Genomic DNA, 16114 nt, shown 5'->3' with positions numbered 1-16114 from the left:
GAGGGCTGTCCACCGGTGCGGGGCGGACGCCTGCGGAGTGGGACGTCGGGCCGGCCGACTTCCCACTCCCGACGAGCCCGGTCAGTGGGTGCGGCGGGTCACCAGCTCGGCGAGCGCCAGCAGTTCGTCGGCCGCGGACGGCTCCGGAACGGCCGTGGCCAGCTGCGCCATCGCCGCGGCCATCCGTTCGCAGGACTCGCCCTGCGCCCAGCCGCGCCCGCCGGCGCCCTCGACGGCCGCCGCGCAGTGCGCCAACTCCTCCGGACTGAGCGGGCGTTCGAGGGCGTACAGCGCGGCGAGCCGGTCCCCCTCCGGGGTGCCGGAGCCCAGCGCCGCGACCACCGGCAGCGACTTCTTCCGGGCGACCAGGTCCGCACCCACCGGCTTACCGGTCACCGCCGGATCGCCCCAGATCCCGATCAGGTCGTCGATCAGCTGGAACGCCAGCCCGATCTCCCGGCCGAAGCCGTCCATCGCCTGCGCGGCCTCCTCCGCCCCGCCGCCGTACAGGGCGCCCATCGCGCAGGCGGCACCGAGCAGGGAGCCGGTCTTCGCCTCCGCCATCGCCAGGCACTCGGCGAGCGAGACGTCGCTGCGCTGCTCGAAGGCGCAGTCGATCTGCTGGCCCTCACACAGCTCGACCACGCAGTCGGTGAGCCGGCGTACGGAGCTCCGGGCGGCCGGGTGGTCGTCCTCGGCGAGCAGGCGCAGCGCCAGCGAGTGCATGGCGTCTCCGGCCAGGATGGCCTCGGTGGTGCCGAACACCCGCCAGGCGGTGGGCCGGTGGCGGCGCGTCCCGTCCCGGTCGATGACGTCGTCGTGGAGCAGGGTGAAGTTGTGCACCAGCTCGACGGCGGCGGCCGCGGCGGTGGCCGTGGCGGGCGTACCGCCGAGCGCCTGGGTGGCGGCGAGGACCATAGCCGGCCGGATCGCCTTGCCGGAGGGCGCCTCGGCGGGCGAGCCGTCCGCCTCCCACCAGCCGAAGTGGTAGCCGGCGACCTTGCGCATCGCGCCCGGCAGCGAGTCGACGGCGGCCCGCAGGACCGGGTCGACCAGGGTGCGGGCCCGGGCGAGGACGTCCGCCGCCTCGTGCCCCTCTTTGTGATCCCGCTCCAGCGTGGGACTCGTCATGGGTCTTCTCCCCCTGTCGGCCTGCCGTGAGGCGGCCTGGTGTGAGGTGCCGGCCGTGGGATGGCCGGCCCGGCTTCCGGACGTGCCGCGGCACGCCGCCCGGCCGGGGTGTGGGCTCCCCGGCCGGGCGGCGCGGCTTCGATTCCGACCGGCCCGGTCGGTCCTGGCGACTGCCGGGTTCTGGTGACTGCCCGGTTTCTGGTGCTGCGTGGCCGTCCGGCTCCAGCACTGCTCGGCTGTCGGGCTCTGGTGCTGCGTGGCCGTCCGGCCCTAGCGCTGCGCGACGTCCACGTTCTCCAGGACACCGACCGCATCCGGCACCAGAATCGCGGCGGAGTAGTAGGCGCTGACCAGATAAGAAATGATGGCCTTGTCGTCGATTCCCATGAACCGCACCGAAAGGCTGGGCTGGTATTCGTCCGGAATTCCGGTCTGGTGCAGGCCGACGACGCCCTGGTTGTCCTCGCCGACGCGCATCGCGATGATCGAGGTGGTGCTCCCGCCGATGACCGGGATCTTGTTGCACGGGAAGACCGGCACCCCGCGCCAGGCGGTGACGTGCCTGCCCTCGACCTCGACCGTGCCCGGGACGAGGCCGCGCTTGCTGCACTCCCGGCCGAAGGCGGCGATGGCCTTGGGGTGGGCGAGGAACATCTTGGTGCTGCGGCGGCGGCTGAGCAGCTCGTCCATGTCGTCCGGGGTGGGCGGGCCGGAGTGGGTCTGGATCCGCTGGTCGTACGCGGCGTTCTCCAGCAGGCCGAACTCGGGGTTGTTGACGAGCTCGTGCTCCTGGCGCTCGCGCAGCGCCTCGATGGTCAGCCGGAGCTGGTGCTCGGTCTGGTTCATCGGCTGGCTGTAGAGGTCGGCGACGCGGGAGTGCACCTTGAGGATGGTCTGGGCGACGCTCAGCTCGTACTCGCGGGGCCTGAGCTCGTAGTCCACGAAGGCGCCGGGCAGCTCGTACTCGCCCTGGTGGCCGGCGGAGAGGTCGATCGCGGCCTCGCCGTGCTTGTTCTGCGCCTGCTGGAAGCCGTTCAGGTACTCGATGACCTGGAGCTGCAGCGCCTCGGAGCGGTCGTGGAGCTCCTGGAAGGCGGGCCAGGAGAGCGCCATCACGGTGCCGGAGGTGGCGGCCCGGACGGTGTACGGCCAGGCGCCGTCCTCCTGCTGGAGGGCCTCGTCACCGAGGTGGTCGCCGTCGGCGAGGGTGCCGACCACCGTCTCCTCGCCGTACTTGCCGGTGCCGATCCGGTCGAGCTTGCCGTGCGCGATGACGAAGACCTCGTCGATCGCCGTCCCGGCCGAGACCAGCACATCGCCGGCGGAGAACTCCCGCTGCACGAAGCGCCCGGCCAGCTCCTCCAGGACGGCCTCGTCCTGGAAGCCGCGCAGCACCGGCACCTCGGCGAGCGTCGGCGGGACGATCCGCACCTCGGCACCGGTCTTGACGAAGCTCACCCGACCTCGGCCGACCGAGTAGCGCAGGCGGCGGTTGACCCGGTAGGTACCGCCGGAAACCTGCACCCAGGGCAGCATCCTGAGCAGCCAGCGCGGGCTGATGCCCTGCATCTGCGGCGCGGACTTGGTGGTCGTGGCGAGGTTGCGCGCACCCGCCGTGCTCAGACTCTGCTGCTGCCGGATCTCGGGCTGCCCGCCCGGGGCGGGAACACCGGCATTGGTTTCGGTCGACATAAGGGGAGCCCTTCGCATGCCCGATGAAAGTGTCGCCTTGCACATTCATGTTGCAGCTTCATGGTGCGCCCATTCGGCGGTATGCCGCAATCACTCATTCGAGTGGTCGGAATAGCCGAACAAATAGTACGACTGGATCACCCGATCGATATTTGTTCGACTGATTAATCGAACTCATCGGAGCGTCGCCTCCCATCCTCCCCCATCGACGCCCCCTCCGAGGTCGCCTCCGGACACCCTCGCGCGCGATGCCCCTCCCGCCCAGGCCCGAGGAACCGGCCGCTAAGGTGCCACCCCACAGGGCCGCCAGGCCAGTTGACGAGCACGGCCGGGACCGGACCCTGACCTTCCGTCACTCCATGCCCGGGGAGGCAGTCTTGACAGCTCCCGCACGCGTCTGGTTCAACCGCACCTACGCCGAGAACATCTTCTTCATCGAACAACTCCGCACCGCCCCGCGCCCGGTGACGGTCCACGCGACCCACGCCGACCCCGACTCCCCGATGCTCGCCGCCGCCGACCACGGCACCCTGGAACCCGCCGACCTGCCCGCCGACGCCTACGTCGGCTACGCGCTCGACTACTGCGCCCGGCACTCCATAACCGTCTTCCTGCCGCAGCTCCACCAACTCGCCATCGCCCTCGCCGGGCCCGAGTTCGAGGCGATCGGCACCACCCTGCTCTGTCCCCCCGCCACCGCGATCGCCACGTACGCCAGCAAGGCCGACGGCTACCGCGCGATCGCCGCCGCCGGGCTGCCCACCCCGCCCTGGTGGCGGGTCCGCACCGCCGACGAACTGCTCGACGCCATCAACCGGATCGAGGCCGCCGGGCACACCGCCTGCCTCAAGCCCACCACCGGCGCGGGCGGAGCGGGCTTCCGGGTGCTCACCCGGGAGCCGTACGGGCCTCGGCGGCTGAACGGCTGGGACCACCGGGTCCAGGTCGAGCAGGTGGCCGCCGCCCTGTCCGCCCGACCGGGTCCGGGGAATGCCGGGATCGACCCGGTCGACCTGCTGGTGATGCCCTACCTGGACGGGCCGGAGGTCTCGGTGGACTGCCTCGCCGACCGGGACGGCCGCCCGCTCACCGTGGTCGGCCGCACCAAGGAGGGCCGGCGCCGGGGCTTCACCACCGACGCGCGGTACCTGGAGCCGGTCCGGCAGCTGGTCCGGGCGAGCGGGATGGCGTACCTGTCCAACGTCCAGTTCCGCGAACTGGCCGGGCGGCCGGTGGTGATCGACGTCAACACCCGGCCCGCCGCCGGGCTGCACCAACTGCGGTTGTGCGGCCTCAACCTGCCCTGGGAGGCCGTACGGCTGGCGCTCGGTGAACGGCCGGAGCCCACGGGGGTGGAGCCGGACGTGCACGGCGTCGAGTACACGCTGGTCTCGGGCATCCAGCCGGTGCGGCCGCGCCGGGCGCCGAGCGTGGTCTCCCTGGTGCGGCAGCGGTAGCCGGGGGCGCTACGGCCGGTCTCGGGTGGCAGCGGCGGCCCGGGCGGGCACGACCGCGGGCCTTGCCTGGCAGCGCCCGCCCGGGCTGCCGCTACAGCGGGCCGTTCCAGTCGAGGGTCGGCTCCAGCACCCCCTCCAGGATGAGCAGCCAGCGCTTCACGTCGATCCCCACCCGGCCGCCGCCGAAGCCGCCGATCCCGTCCGCCGCCACCACCCGGTGGCAGGGCACCAGCAGGGCGACGGGGTTGGCGGCCATCATCTGGCCGACCGTCCGCGCCGCCAGGCCGGGCTCGGCCACGTCCTCGAACACCCCGCTACGGGCGGCCAGTTCGCCGTAGGTGATGGTCCGGCCGTACGGCACCTCCTGCCAGAGCGTGCGCAGCACGGTGCGGTGCGGCCCGGAGCTCAGGCTCCAGTCGATCGGCAGGCCCAACTCGTGGCTGCGGCCCGCCAGATAGGCGCCGATCCGCTCCCGGACAGCGGCGGTCTTCGACGCGTCGGTGCACGGCGGCAGCTCGCCGTCCCGGCCGCCGTACCCGGCCGCCGCCACGCCCAGCGGCGTCACGGCGATGTGCATCGGACCGCTGGGTAGCGGTGTCTCCACGGTCAGCCAGGACATCGACCAGGACTGCGGCACGCTCGGGCCCCCACCCTCCGCCGGGCCGGCCGCCGGCCATCCCGGCGCCCGCAGGGCGTTCGCGACCCGTCCGCCCCGCGCGCCATCGTACGGCGGGCGGGGCGGCGCCTCGTCGGCCTCGCCCGGCACCGGGGCCGTCAGAGCCGCCCCTTCAGCTCGGCCGCGAGCGCCCGGGACCAGTGCGACAGCTCGGCGCGGTCCGGCGCCCGGCCCTCGCACAGCAGGGTGAGCTGGGCGTCGTTGATCCGGTTCGGCCCCGGGATCTCCAGCAGGTACGCCAGCTCCGCCAGTACGGTGGCGAGGCGCTCGGCGTCCGTGTGGTCCAGGGTGACCGCGGACTCGTGGTGGCTGATGGTGAGCGAACCGGGCATGGCAACCTCCTCCGTCCACCCCCGCACCCTCCACGGTACGACCGGCCCGGCCGCCGTGCCCGCCACAGGGCTGTGGGGGTGCGGCGGCCGGGCGGGGCAGCGCTCCGGGGCCGGCCGGGGCCGGTGCGCGGTGGGCCGCACCGGGGGCCGGGGGTGCGCCCCGGAGCCGTTCGGGGGGCGGGTCGGGGGCGGGCCTCGCCGCGGCCGCCCCTCTCCCTGGGACGCTCGCCCTTCCTGGGACGCTCGCCCGTCCTGCTTCCTGGGGCGCTCGCCCGTCCGGTCAACGCTCCCGCTCGCCGTGATGTTCGCCCTCCCGGCCACCGTCCCCCTCCCAGCGGCGGTTCCGTACCGCCGGAACCGCCAACACCACGGCGCAGGAGGCGAGTTGCCAGACCACGCCGAGCAGCAGGACCTTCTCCACCCCGATCCGACCGGCCACCGGACCGGCCGCGGCCAGCCCGAGCGGTCCCAGGACGAACGCGCCCAGCGCCCCGAAGGAGTTGACCCGGCCGAGCACCTCCGGCGGTACCCAGTGCTGCATCGTCGTGCTGAACAACGTCCCGCAGACCGCCGAACCGCCGCCCGCCACCAGCGCGCCGGCAACCACCCACGGCAGCGGCGCGCCGGCCGCCAGCGCGCCGGAGGGCAACGCCCAACCCAGCGTGGCCACGGTGGCCACCACGAGCGGTCGGCCGGGCCGGCGCCCGAGCATCAACAGCCCGCCCAGCACCGCACCGACGCCGTACACACCCATCACGAGGCCCCAGGCGCGGGCGCCGCCGAGCTCCTGCCGCGCGGTGAGCGGGCCGAGGACCAGGAAGGGCGCCCAGACCAGCAGGTTGAACAGCCCCATGTGCGCCGTGGTGATCCAGAACCACGGCCGGGAGGCGAACTCCGACCAGCCCGCCCGCAGGTCGGCGAGCATCGACTCCTCACCGCCGTCCGCGTTCGCCACCCGCGCGGGCAGCCTGAGCCTGGCCAGGGCGAACGCGCCGACGCCGTACGTCACCGCGTCGACCAGCAGCACCGCCGCCGGACCCTGAGCCGCCGTCACCAGACCGGCCACCGTGGGCCCGGCCACCGTGGTCACCGAACGGGACAGCCCCAGCAGGGAGTTCGCATCCGCCAGGAGCTCCTTCCGACTCACCAGGTCGGGCACGATCGCCCCGAGGGCCGGCAGGAACAGCCCTTCGCCGAGCCCCCACAAGGCCACCAGCACGACCATCGCCCAGAGCGGCGCCCGCCCGGCCACCAGCAGCGCGGCGAACACCGCCTGGACGAGCCCGCGCACGACGTCCGAGCCCAGCATCACCCGGCGGCTGCCGAACCGGTCCGCGATCACCCCGCCGGCCAGCAGCACCAGCACCACCGGCAGGATCCGGGCCGCCATCACCCACCCCAGGTCGGTCCCGCTGCCACCGCCGTCGAGCACCGCGAAGGCCACCGCCACCGGCGCCATCGAGGAGCCGAGGAGGGAGGTCGAGTAGCCGACGAAGAACCATGTGAAGTCGCGCTCGCCCAGCACGGCGAGCCGGTCTCCCAGCCGCCTCCGGCGGGCCGGGATCCGTTCCGTATCCACTGCCATGGGCGGCAAGTCTGCCTCCGGGCGGGAGTGGCGTTCAAGGGTTTCCGGGGAAAAGTTGAGCCTTTTGGCCTCAATATTTCCGACCGCGCCAACTGCCGCAGTAAACATCACCATTCATGGCCATTCACCTGCGATTTACTGCACCTGATGAGTATGCTCTGGGTGGCCGATCCCAGCCGATTTACTGCGGAATGAGTCCCGACATGGCAGAGCTTCCCCCGGTCGAGTACGCCGTCGCCGTCGAGCGCTACCTGGCCGACTCCGGGCTCGCCGAGGGCTCCCGCCGGATCTATCGGATCGCCCTGAACACCTGGGCCTGGGCCCTCGCCGACCGCCCCGCCCCCACCGGCCCCGAACGGCGGCGCGCCCGGCCGCCCGTCCTCCCCCTCGCCCTGCTCGACCACCCGGACGCCGCCCACCGCCTGCGCGCCGCCGCCGACCGCCGCAGCGCCGACACCGACCCGCGCACGCTCAACCGCGAACTCTCCACCCTGCGCGCCGCCGTGGCCTGGTGGCGGGCCCAACACTGGCTCGACGGAGACCCGACCACCGACCTGCACCCCCGCTCACGGCCCGAACCGGCCACCACCCCCCTGACCCCCGACGACCTCCGCGCCCTCTTCGCCCTCCGCGCACCCCTGCGCGAACAGGCGCTCTGGCACCTGCTCCACGAGTCCGGCGCCGCCATCGAAACCGTCCTCGCGCTGAACATCGACGACCTCGACCTGCCCTGCCGCCGCACCCTCCCCCGGCCCGGCCGCGCCGCCGTCCACTGGCAGACCGGCACCGCCCGCCTACTCCCCCTGCTCACCGCCGGTCGCACCACCGGCCCGCTCTTCCTCACCGACCGCCGCGCCCCCGCCGGCACCCCCACCACCGACCGCTGCCCCCACACCGGCCGCGCCCGCCTCTCCTACCGCCGCGCCGCCGAACTCTTCACCACCCACACCCCCGGCTGGACCCTGCGCCAGCTCCGCCCACCCCACTGAAGACGCCACCGGCCCGGCCCACCAACGAAAACGCCCCGGACTGACCCGACCCGGGGCACTCCCACCAACCACTCCTCACACAGAGCCCCCTGTCGGGTTCGAACCGACTACCCCCGCTTTACAAGACGAACTCGGATCATGACGGGGTGTGACGCCTGATGTCGTGTGGCGCTGAACCTGCAGGTCAGCGCCACACGGCCGATTACGTGATCCGCCTCCAGATGGCCCCTGCCGCCCCGTCCGCTCACGCAGAGAACTCGCAGACCCGCTACCGAGGAAGGGACGTCCGCCCGCGACGTTGTGCGCTCTGGCCTACGACAGCACCATGGTCAGTCACGAATCCTGGGGCGAGCTCCCCCACGCTGCCTTCTGATCCGTTCAACGAGGGCCACCAACACCGGTGCCAGCGCCTTGACAGCAAGAAGCCGATGGCTTCGGGCTACCGATAGAACCAAGATGACGATGGTGCCGCAGATGAGCGCCACCGGTGTGACAACCACTGCACCGAGAAGCCACTGCCCTCCTGCAGCCATGTGCATGCAGACCAGATCTGCGGCCATTCCCACGACATCTCCTTACCCACCCGTTCTTCGGTCGACGGGCCTAGGATGGTTTGTCATCTTGAGGGGAGCCAAGATGACAAACCTCCGTGCTGATGTCGAGAAGGCATTGGGTTGGCGGATGTCCGACGCCATGTGGGAGGACCTCGCCGGAGACGGAGAGGCGATGAGCCAGCGCACCGACCGTGCGGCGGTCCGCCGGGAGCTTGTCACAGCCATCAAGCAGAGAATGGCCATATACGGGCACACTCCTGCCACTCGGGCGGACGGTCCAACCCCATCGATGCGGCCAACCACGGTTTCTGCTTCAGCGAGGATCGATGCACTCTCTGCCATCTACGCGGCCTGGGCAAACAGTGACTCCAAGGTGGAGTGGTTTCGCCGCTCCTATTTGGTCCCCCAAGACACGCCAGAGTACGAAGCCTGGATAGCAGGGCGAGGCGACTACCCCGACTTTCAACTCCTCCCACCGGAAGACGTGAATCAGTGGATAATGGATCACTTCAATGCCGATTCCTCCGACAGCAACGGAACCCGACACATCGAGGCCCTTCTTACTGCGCGCCGACCAAGCGAAAACCCCGTCGTCGATCTCTGGTACATTGCGAACCACCGCGAGTTGGCTCTGACGGTGGACTCTCGTTGGACACTGGGGGATCTTGCCAAGATTTCCATGGACATTGCGGGCGCCTACCAGTGGCGCCAATCAGAGGCGGCAACCTTCGTACTCACAGGACGACAACCCGAGGTGTTCGTTTACACGGGATCCGCATCTATTCGCCATGGCGCGACAGCCGCTTGCAGCCGCGTCACAATGACCCTTGATCCATTCCTCACGCCCGACCAAGTGGCAGACATTTACAGTCGACTCAAGGCCCGGCTCCATTCAGGCCCTATCAAATCACTGTCAGAGAAGCACTACCGACTCGCCCAACATATCGGGCCGCACGTAGCCTCCCGCGTCGACCATCCGCGGCGGACTGGCAGGACAGGCCGTCCACTGCAGGCAGGCCCGACCGGACTGGCTCATTTTATCGAGCCAGCAGACGGGGCCACTTGGCAGTCTCTGCGTCGAGATTGGAACAATCTATACGGGCACCGCACAGGCAGAGGCGGCAAAGCGTGGCACTACGACTACCAAAACCACGCCAACTTCATCCGCGATGCAAAGAAAGCATTTGAACGACTACTCTTTCCGCCTTGGAAGAGGCCGGATGAGTCAGAATAATCGCAATGGCGCCAGGGAATCGCCATGTCATTTTGCCGACATGGCCCCTTACCGCCTGCAAGTCAGGATGCCACCACGGCACGTGATCTTGAATGAGCCGTCCGCCTTGATGGCGCCAGCGGCGATCTCTGCGGCCCGGTCGACCGTCTCACGAAAAGGGACACCACACTGCTCGGCCCACGCTTCATAGGAAGCTAGGTGCGCGATAATCGGCGCCGGGTCAGTCACGTCAATGGTGCCTGGCAATCCCCGAACGCGGATCTCCTTGAACGCCGCCCGAAGGTAGCTCGGAGCTTTTTCCAGCGAGAAGCGTGAACTGAGGGAGACTCGCGCTGGTCCTTCGGGGATGCCCAGTACCTCGCCTGCAGCCCTGGCCCAGAGTTGACCGAGTTCTCGCTTATCCATATCGCTGTTGGTCGAGACCATTAGTACGCCACCAGGACGGAGGACTCGGGCCAACTCCTCGATAGTCGCCTCAATGTCGCCAACGTGGTACAGCATGTGCAGGGCCAACACGGCGTCGGTGCTGTCGCCGGCGAAGGGCAGGGCCTGGGCGTCGGCCACCAGGACTGGCTTCTCGACGTCGGCGAGGATGCCCGCTGAGATGTCCATCCCGACGACCTGAAGGTCTGGGCGGTCCCTGTGCAGACGGCTGACGAACTTGCCGTTGCCGCAGCCGACGTCGATGACGGTGCCGCTGGTGTTGGCCAGCTCCTCGACGACGATCCCGGGCAGGTCGTACTGCGGCTGTTGCCACCGGTAGATGGACTGGCGGGCGGCCAGGTGGCGTCCGTCGGCGTAGGCCCTGTTCGCGAGGATCGTCTTGTCGGCGACTGCGGCGTCCTGCTGTGCGGTGTTGCTCGTCACTGTGGCAGCTCCGGCGGGTTCGTGAGTGCGGGTCGGGAGCAGGCTTCTCTGACATTCTCACGGAGGCTCAGGACGATCGGGGAGCCTGCGTGGGCGGGCTCGGCGAGACGAGTGCTCAGGGCCCGAAGTCGGGCAGAGATGCTCGCTGTTCGCCGGTCCGGCGCAGCGTCCAGCACCACCGAGAGCTTCTCCTGCACGCCGTCGAGATCGCCGTGGGCGAGGTGGGCGTTGGCGAGGTCGAGGCGGGCGGCCAGCAGGTCACCGGAGGACTGCTCCTGCCGCGGTGCGGACTGATACAAGGCGATGGCCCTGGAGGACGCCTCGATGGCGCGGTTCACATACGACCGGCTGCCCAAGGCCAGGAGGGCGGTGCCGGCGTAGGTCCACTGCTTGGCCTCGGGAAACGTGAACACGCCGGGAAGATCCACGGCGGCTGCTGTGCTCCGCGCCACCGCGGCCGCTTCCACGGCCCGTAGCGCGCTCGCGCTGTCGCCGAGCGCGGCGGTGGCCCGTGCTTCGAGGCTGAGCAGGCGGGCGGCGATCGTCCCGCTGTCCGCGTACGGCAGTCCGGCTCTGGCCAGCTCGGCGGCCTGGCGGTGGTCCTGCTGCCAGTAGGCGATCAGGGACTGGACGGATCGGATCCAGGCCCGGAGACCGTTGTGGCCGGCTGACTCCGCGCAGCGCCAGGCCGTTCGCGAATGGGTAGCCGCAGCTGCGTACTGGCCGAGGTCGAGGGCGACATGGGTGGCCAGGCCACAGAGGCGTCCGGCCTGCAGGTAGAGATGGCTTGTCTGGTAAGGGTGTTGGCGGCCTTGGAGTAAGTCGAACACTCCTCGCCGGAGGGTTCCGATGTCGTGAAAGAGCTCGGACACCGGCTTGCTCACGTAGTCCCCTGCCAGCCTCGCGATGTCCGCGTCGATCTGTTCGAGCAGCATGTCGTCCACGTTGGAGGCGCTCGCGAAGCGAAGGAAGAGCGCGGACTCTGCCGAGTCGGCTGCCACCGCCACTATGAGATCGTTGTCGTGGTCCGTGCGCCGGGCAGGCACGGGAGTCGAGGCGTCGCCGACGCTGCTGGGCGGTGGAACTACTTCGGCGACTGCAGGGGGTGCTGCCAGCAGGTCGGCCAACTGATCGACCGAGAGTTCCAGAGCGCGGGCGAGCTTCGGCCGCATCCAGGGTTGTGGGGCACCCCTACCGCTCTCCCATCGCCCCACGGTCGTACGGTCCACGTCGAGGGCTTCAGCCAGGGATTCCTGGGTGTGGCCGACAGCCTCCCTGCGCTGTATCAGCCGGGACCTCCTGGATGCCATCCCGCGTCCTCCAGAAGTACGTCAGTTCGTCTGTAGCCATAACAGGCCTGGTCATGCCCAGGTTTGCAGCACGGATGCCTCGTTGCCGCTTCAATTCTGCTCTGGTTCACCGGCGTTGGAGACGGTTCCGTAGATACCTGCCGGGTGAATCCCGGCGCGAATCGGCCCGCTGCCGACCTCGTCCCGGTGAAAGGTCCGCGCTCATGTCCGTCGCCACTCGCCAAGCCACTCCGCCCGCCCCGTTCGGCTTTCGCGTGCTACCCACTGCCGAGGCCGTGCCGGACGCCCGGCGGCGGGTGATACGGACCGTGCGCGGTTGGGACCTGCCGCTGGCCGAGGACGCGCTCCGCGATGTCGAGTTGCTGTCCAGCGAGCTGATCACCAACGCCGTGTCCCACACCCACGCCCCGTGCGTCGTGTGCGTGTCCTGGGACGGTGAACGGCTGCGCGTCGAGGTGACGGACGTCGGCCACGAACTCCCGGCTGCCGGCCGGATCGATCTCGACGCCACCGACGGGCGCGGGCTGTTCCTGGTGGCAGCGCTCGCGACGAACTGGGGCGCCGAGCCGGACCCCGCTGGCAAACGGATCTGGTTCGAGGTCGGCACCACCGCCGCCGTCTCGGGCGACGAGCGACTCACCGTGCTGGTGAGGGCCGCGGCCCCGGAGGCACGGGACGTCGTCCCGACCAGTGCCTGACAAGACTTCCTCCCGCCCCGACGCGGGCTTGGGGGGATGCAGGTGGCCGCGCTGGTCAACAGCCACGCGGCACAAGCACCTGAGGTTCCTTGCCAACGGCTTGCCCTGGCAACGGATCCATCGCTGCACCCACTACGGGGCCGGGCAGTCGGCCCGCCCCATGAAACCGAAGGAGTGCTTCATGCCCGAGAACCTGACGGCCAACACCGACCTGGAGGGCGACGGCCTGCTGGTCGCCCGTGCGAAGGTCACCGCGGCCCGCTCGCGCGGCGAGCAGGGGTCGGACGGCGGCTCCACCGGCCGTACCGACACCAACGACTGACGGCTGCATCACGATGACCGCCGAGCACTTCTCGGTGGTTGAGCATCTGGGCGGGGATGACTTCCTCGCCCAGACGCTCGGCCGCAGCTTCAAGGTCGCACGCGGTGAAGCCGCGTCACTCGCTGGACTCATGAGCTGGGATGACCTCAACGCCATCCTGACCCACCACCGGTTCGAACCCCCTCGCCTGCGACTCGCCACCAACGGGGAGCAGCTGCCCGCGCACACGTACTCCCGGCCGATTACCACCCGGCGCAACACCATCTGGCACCAGCTCCAACCCTCCGAATTGCACCAGCGTCTCGCCGAGGGCGCCACGCTGGTCCTGGACGCCGTTGACGAACTGCACCCCGGAATCGGTGCTCTGGCCGGCCAGCTGGAGCGCCGGCTGCGGACCGGCGTGCAGGCCAACCTGTACGCCTCCTGGACCGGCATCGAAGGCTTCGGCGTCCACTGGGACGATCACGACGTGGTTGTCGTCCAGCTCGACGGCGCGAAGCGCTGGCGTATCTACGGCCCCACCCGCACGGTGCCGATGCACCGCGACGTCGAGACACCGGAGCCGCCGCCGGAAGAGCCCCTTGCCGATCTGGTCCTCACCGCCGGCGATGTGCTCTATCTGCCTCGGGGCTGGTGGCACGCCGTCGCCGCCTCCGAGGGCCAGCACTCGCTGCACGTCACGTGCGGGCTGCAGAGCACAACCGGCGCCGATCTGATCACCTGGCTGTCGGAGATGCTGCGTGCCCACGAGGCCGTCCGAGCGGATGTCCCACGCCTCGCGGCCGCCAAGGAGCAGCGCGCCTTCCTCGACACGATCGGCAAGCTCATCGCGACCGAGCTGGAGAGCGACGACCTGCTCACCCGCTTCTCCTCCGCTCGCGACGCCACCGAGCGAGCCCGGCTCGCACCGTCGCTGCCCCACATCACGGCGGCCCCACCGGATGCCGACCTGCAGGTACACCTGGTCACCACGCGGCCCGCGCTCGCGGCCATGCCCGACGGCACCGTCCGGTTTACCGCCGGAGGTGAGGAGTGGACGTTTGCCGCCAAGGCCGAGCCGATGCTCGCGCTCCTCGCCGACGGGGAACCTCACCGGCTGGCCGATCTCGCGCAGGCCGCACACATCACTCTCGGCCAGGCGGCCGCTGTCGTGACGGAGCTGGTCGACGGCCAGGCCGCCGCGGTCGGAGGCCCACGATGACTGCCCGGCTGGGCCTTGGCACCTACCGCTGCCTCGATGTGGCCGAGGCCGCGCTGATGGCCGCCTCCAGTGGTGCGGGCTGGGTGGACACAGCGCCCAACTACGCAGTCGGCCGGGCGGAGATGTCGCTCGCCGTGGTTCTGGCTGCCTACCCCGATCTGTGCGTCTCCACCAAGGTGGGCTTCGTCCCGGCCGGCGCCGGGCACATCGGTGTGCGAGCCGGTGCCCTGTCCCCGGCGGACGCCGAGGGCGGGCACTGTCTCACCCCGGACTACATCACCTGGCAGCTCGCGCGGAGCAGGCTCATGCTCGGCCGGGTACCCGACCTGGTGTTCGTGCACAACCCCGAGCACTCCTGCCCGGACGGCGAGATCACCGGCCGGCTCTCCAACGCCTTCCTGGCCCTGGAGGAGGCGTGCAGCCAACAGATCATCAGCGCCTACGGAGTGGCGACTTGGCGCGGCTTCAGTAGCGGGCTCTTCGACGTACCCACGCTGATCGAACTCGCGACCAAGGCCGGCGGACCGGATCATCACCTGTGGGCCATCCAGCTCCCGGTCTCCCTCGTCCACCTTGCGCCCGTCGCCCAGGCTCTCGACGGACACGGCCCGCTGGCCGATGCCCTGGCTGCGGGACTGGAGGTGTTCGCCTCCGCCCCGCTCCACGGCGGCGAGATCCCTGGCCTGGTACCCCCGGAACTGTCCGAGCTGATCACCCCTGGCAAGACCCCTGCCGAGACCGCCCTCGCAGTCGTTGCTTCAGCCCCAGGGGTGAAGCGCGTGCTCCTGTCGACGGGAAACCCGGAACACTGGATGCGGGCCGCCGAAGCCGTCGGCCAACCGCCGTTGTCTCCGGACGTACTCCGAAGGGTCGTTGATGTACTCGGAACCTGAGCCGGACACCGCCAGGCGGATGCGCGGAATGCACACCACAGCAGCAGCGACGCTCGACGCGACGGCGATAGGCTCACGCGAGACATGGGGCTGGCGAGGGCGCACCCTCAGCCGGCCGGTTGCCACGGCGTCCGGCGAGCTCTGGCTCCGCCTGGTGTCCGCCCCGGCCGACAGGGCCGGCGGGAAGCTCTGGGAGGGACCGCAGGAGGCAGAACGGCTCATGCCTCCTGCGGTACCCAGGCCGCGCCTGCGGGAGCGGCGTACCTGGACCGAGGACGGGCACGGCTACCTGGCGGAGCTGTACGACAAAATCGCCACCTCTACCATCACTACCCACGAGCCGATCCTCCGGGAAGCGCCCGATCTGGACGACGCCTGGTGGGACGGGCTCAGCACCGCCCTCGACGCCATTGCCACCGTTCCCAGCAACCGGGTGGCGGTCCGGCAGGAATACCTGGACCGCGCCATGCCCCAGTACCTGGGCATCCCGATCGACACCGCAGTGCCCACCTGGACGACGGCCCACGGTGACCTGCACTGGGCCAACCTCACGGGCCCAACCCTCACGGTCCTCGACTGGGAAGGCTGGGGCACCGCGCCTGCCGGGTACGACGCGGCGCTGTTGCACTCGTACAGCCTCCTCGTGCCGGACACCGCCGCCCAGGTCCGTCACCAACTCGCCCATATCCTCGACACGCCGGCCGGGCAGTTCGCCGAACTGGTCGTCATCACTGAACTGCTGCAGACCACTACTCGAGGGGACAACCTCGACCTGGAGGAGCCCCTGCGAAGGCGGCTCTCCGCGATCACCAGATGACCGGCCCTCGGCCCCCTGGTCGAGGGCGGCGCGTTGGGTAGCCCTTTGGATATCCAACGCGACAACGTGCTCCGCCCCAAGGGGCGTGGGCCGGGGTAAGGACTCCTTACCCCACAACTTCCCCCAGCCCACCGGGCTATCCGCTCACGCAAACGGCCCCGGACGAGACGTCCGAGGCCGGTGACGAAGCCCCCCAGAAGGCCAAAACTGCAGCTCATCTAGGGTGGAAACGAGAGCCCCCTGTCGGGTTCGAACCGACGACCCCCGCTTTACAAGAGCGGTGCTCTGGCCAGCTGAGCTAAGGAGGCACGGTGACCGTCCGCGATGGATCACGGCGGCACCGGGGGCAGTCTACC

General features: G+C 70.2%; 15 protein-coding genes and 1 tRNA gene. 8 read left to right on the top strand and 8 right to left on the bottom strand.

Annotated features, from left to right (window positions below; all coding sequences use genetic code 11):
* Positions 1-81: 81 nt before the first annotated feature.
* Together ACIOJE_RS01200 and ACIOJE_RS01195 are read right to left on the bottom strand one after the other, a co-directional pair.
* On the bottom strand, positions 82-1131 hold the full coding sequence (locus ACIOJE_RS01200; RefSeq protein ID WP_400772559.1) for a family 2 encapsulin nanocompartment cargo protein polyprenyl transferase: 1050 nt from the start codon (positions 1129-1131) through the stop codon (positions 82-84).
* A 270-nt stretch (positions 1132-1401) separates the two neighbouring features.
* Positions 1402-2823 carry a family 2B encapsulin nanocompartment shell protein gene (locus ACIOJE_RS01195; RefSeq protein WP_280675541.1) on the bottom strand — a complete coding sequence of 474 codons (1422 nt, stop codon included), beginning with the start codon at positions 2821-2823 and terminating at the stop codon, positions 1402-1404.
* A gap of 377 nt (positions 2824-3200) precedes the next feature.
* Here ACIOJE_RS01195 and ACIOJE_RS01190 point away from each other — a divergent pair, with 377 nt between their 5' ends.
* Entirely contained in the window at positions 3201-4280 is a 1080-nt protein-coding gene (locus ACIOJE_RS01190; protein ID WP_400772557.1) for an ATP-grasp domain-containing protein, read from the top strand.
* A gap of 91 nt (positions 4281-4371) precedes the next feature.
* Here ACIOJE_RS01190 and ACIOJE_RS01185 read toward each other — a convergent pair whose 3' ends face one another.
* The 3 genes from ACIOJE_RS01185 to ACIOJE_RS01175 all read right to left on the bottom strand — a co-directional run bounded on the left by ACIOJE_RS01185 (position 4372) and on the right by ACIOJE_RS01175 (position 6873).
* Positions 4372-4917, bottom strand: coding sequence for a methylated-DNA--[protein]-cysteine S-methyltransferase (locus tag ACIOJE_RS01185; RefSeq protein ID WP_400772555.1), 546 nt, complete (start codon positions 4915-4917; stop codon positions 4372-4374).
* A 137-nt stretch (positions 4918-5054) separates the two neighbouring features.
* A complete protein-coding gene (locus ACIOJE_RS01180) occupies positions 5055-5288 on the bottom strand; it encodes a hypothetical protein (RefSeq protein ID WP_280675546.1) in 234 nt (77 codons plus the stop codon).
* A 280-nt stretch (positions 5289-5568) separates the two neighbouring features.
* A complete protein-coding gene (locus tag ACIOJE_RS01175) occupies positions 5569-6873 on the bottom strand; it encodes an MFS transporter (protein ID WP_400772553.1) in 1305 nt (434 codons plus the stop codon).
* A 203-nt stretch (positions 6874-7076) separates the two neighbouring features.
* Between ACIOJE_RS01175 and ACIOJE_RS01170 the strand changes: the two genes are divergently transcribed.
* Together ACIOJE_RS01170 and ACIOJE_RS01165 are read left to right on the top strand one after the other, a co-directional pair.
* Complete coding sequence (locus tag ACIOJE_RS01170) at positions 7077-7862, top strand: hypothetical protein (RefSeq protein WP_400772551.1); 786 nt, start codon at positions 7077-7079, stop codon at positions 7860-7862.
* A 636-nt stretch (positions 7863-8498) separates the two neighbouring features.
* Positions 8499-9650 carry a hypothetical protein gene (locus ACIOJE_RS01165; protein WP_400772550.1) on the top strand — a complete coding sequence of 384 codons (1152 nt, stop codon included), beginning with the start codon at positions 8499-8501 and terminating at the stop codon, positions 9648-9650.
* A gap of 48 nt (positions 9651-9698) precedes the next feature.
* On the opposite strand, the gene ACIOJE_RS01160 is transcribed toward ACIOJE_RS01165, so the two are convergent.
* Both ACIOJE_RS01160 and ACIOJE_RS01155 read right to left on the bottom strand, forming a co-directional pair.
* The gene (locus tag ACIOJE_RS01160) at positions 9699-10517 is read right to left on the bottom strand and encodes a class I SAM-dependent methyltransferase (RefSeq protein WP_400772548.1); all 819 of its coding nucleotides are present in this window, start codon (positions 10515-10517) and stop codon (positions 9699-9701) included.
* Positions 10514-11827 (bottom strand): helix-turn-helix transcriptional regulator, encoded by a 1314-nt coding sequence (locus ACIOJE_RS01155; RefSeq protein WP_400772546.1) that lies wholly within the window; start codon positions 11825-11827, stop codon positions 10514-10516. The genes ACIOJE_RS01160 and ACIOJE_RS01155 overlap by 4 nt, the downstream gene beginning before the upstream one ends.
* Before the next feature lie 203 nt (positions 11828-12030).
* Between ACIOJE_RS01155 and ACIOJE_RS01150 the strand changes: the two genes are divergently transcribed.
* The 5 genes from ACIOJE_RS01150 to ACIOJE_RS01130 all read left to right on the top strand — a co-directional run bounded on the left by ACIOJE_RS01150 (position 12031) and on the right by ACIOJE_RS01130 (position 15758).
* A complete protein-coding gene (locus tag ACIOJE_RS01150) occupies positions 12031-12525 on the top strand; it encodes an ATP-binding protein (protein WP_280675558.1) in 495 nt (164 codons plus the stop codon).
* 181 nt (positions 12526-12706) lie between these two features.
* A complete protein-coding gene (locus tag ACIOJE_RS01145; RefSeq protein WP_280675560.1) occupies positions 12707-12847 on the top strand; it encodes a hypothetical protein in 141 nt (46 codons plus the stop codon).
* A gap of 13 nt (positions 12848-12860) precedes the next feature.
* Positions 12861-14048 carry a cupin domain-containing protein gene (locus ACIOJE_RS01140; protein ID WP_280675562.1) on the top strand — a complete coding sequence of 396 codons (1188 nt, stop codon included), beginning with the start codon at positions 12861-12863 and terminating at the stop codon, positions 14046-14048.
* Complete coding sequence (locus ACIOJE_RS01135) at positions 14045-14941, top strand: aldo/keto reductase (RefSeq protein WP_280675564.1); 897 nt, start codon at positions 14045-14047, stop codon at positions 14939-14941. The genes ACIOJE_RS01140 and ACIOJE_RS01135 overlap by 4 nt, the downstream gene beginning before the upstream one ends.
* A 220-nt stretch (positions 14942-15161) precedes the next feature.
* Positions 15162-15758, top strand: a complete 597-nt coding sequence (locus tag ACIOJE_RS01130; RefSeq protein WP_400772544.1) for a hypothetical protein — start codon at positions 15162-15164, stop codon at positions 15756-15758.
* A gap of 234 nt (positions 15759-15992) precedes the next feature.
* On the opposite strand, the gene ACIOJE_RS01125 is transcribed toward ACIOJE_RS01130, so the two are convergent.
* Positions 15993-16066: transfer RNA gene (locus ACIOJE_RS01125), tRNA-Thr, on the bottom strand.
* Positions 16067-16114 lie beyond the last annotated feature (48 nt).

This window comes from Kitasatospora sp. NPDC087861, assembly GCF_044742585.1.
Taxonomy (GTDB): domain Bacteria; phylum Actinomycetota; class Actinomycetes; order Streptomycetales; family Streptomycetaceae; genus Kitasatospora.
The sequence above is the reverse complement of the archived record's forward strand: the minus strand, read 5'-3'. Positions and strand labels throughout refer to the sequence as shown.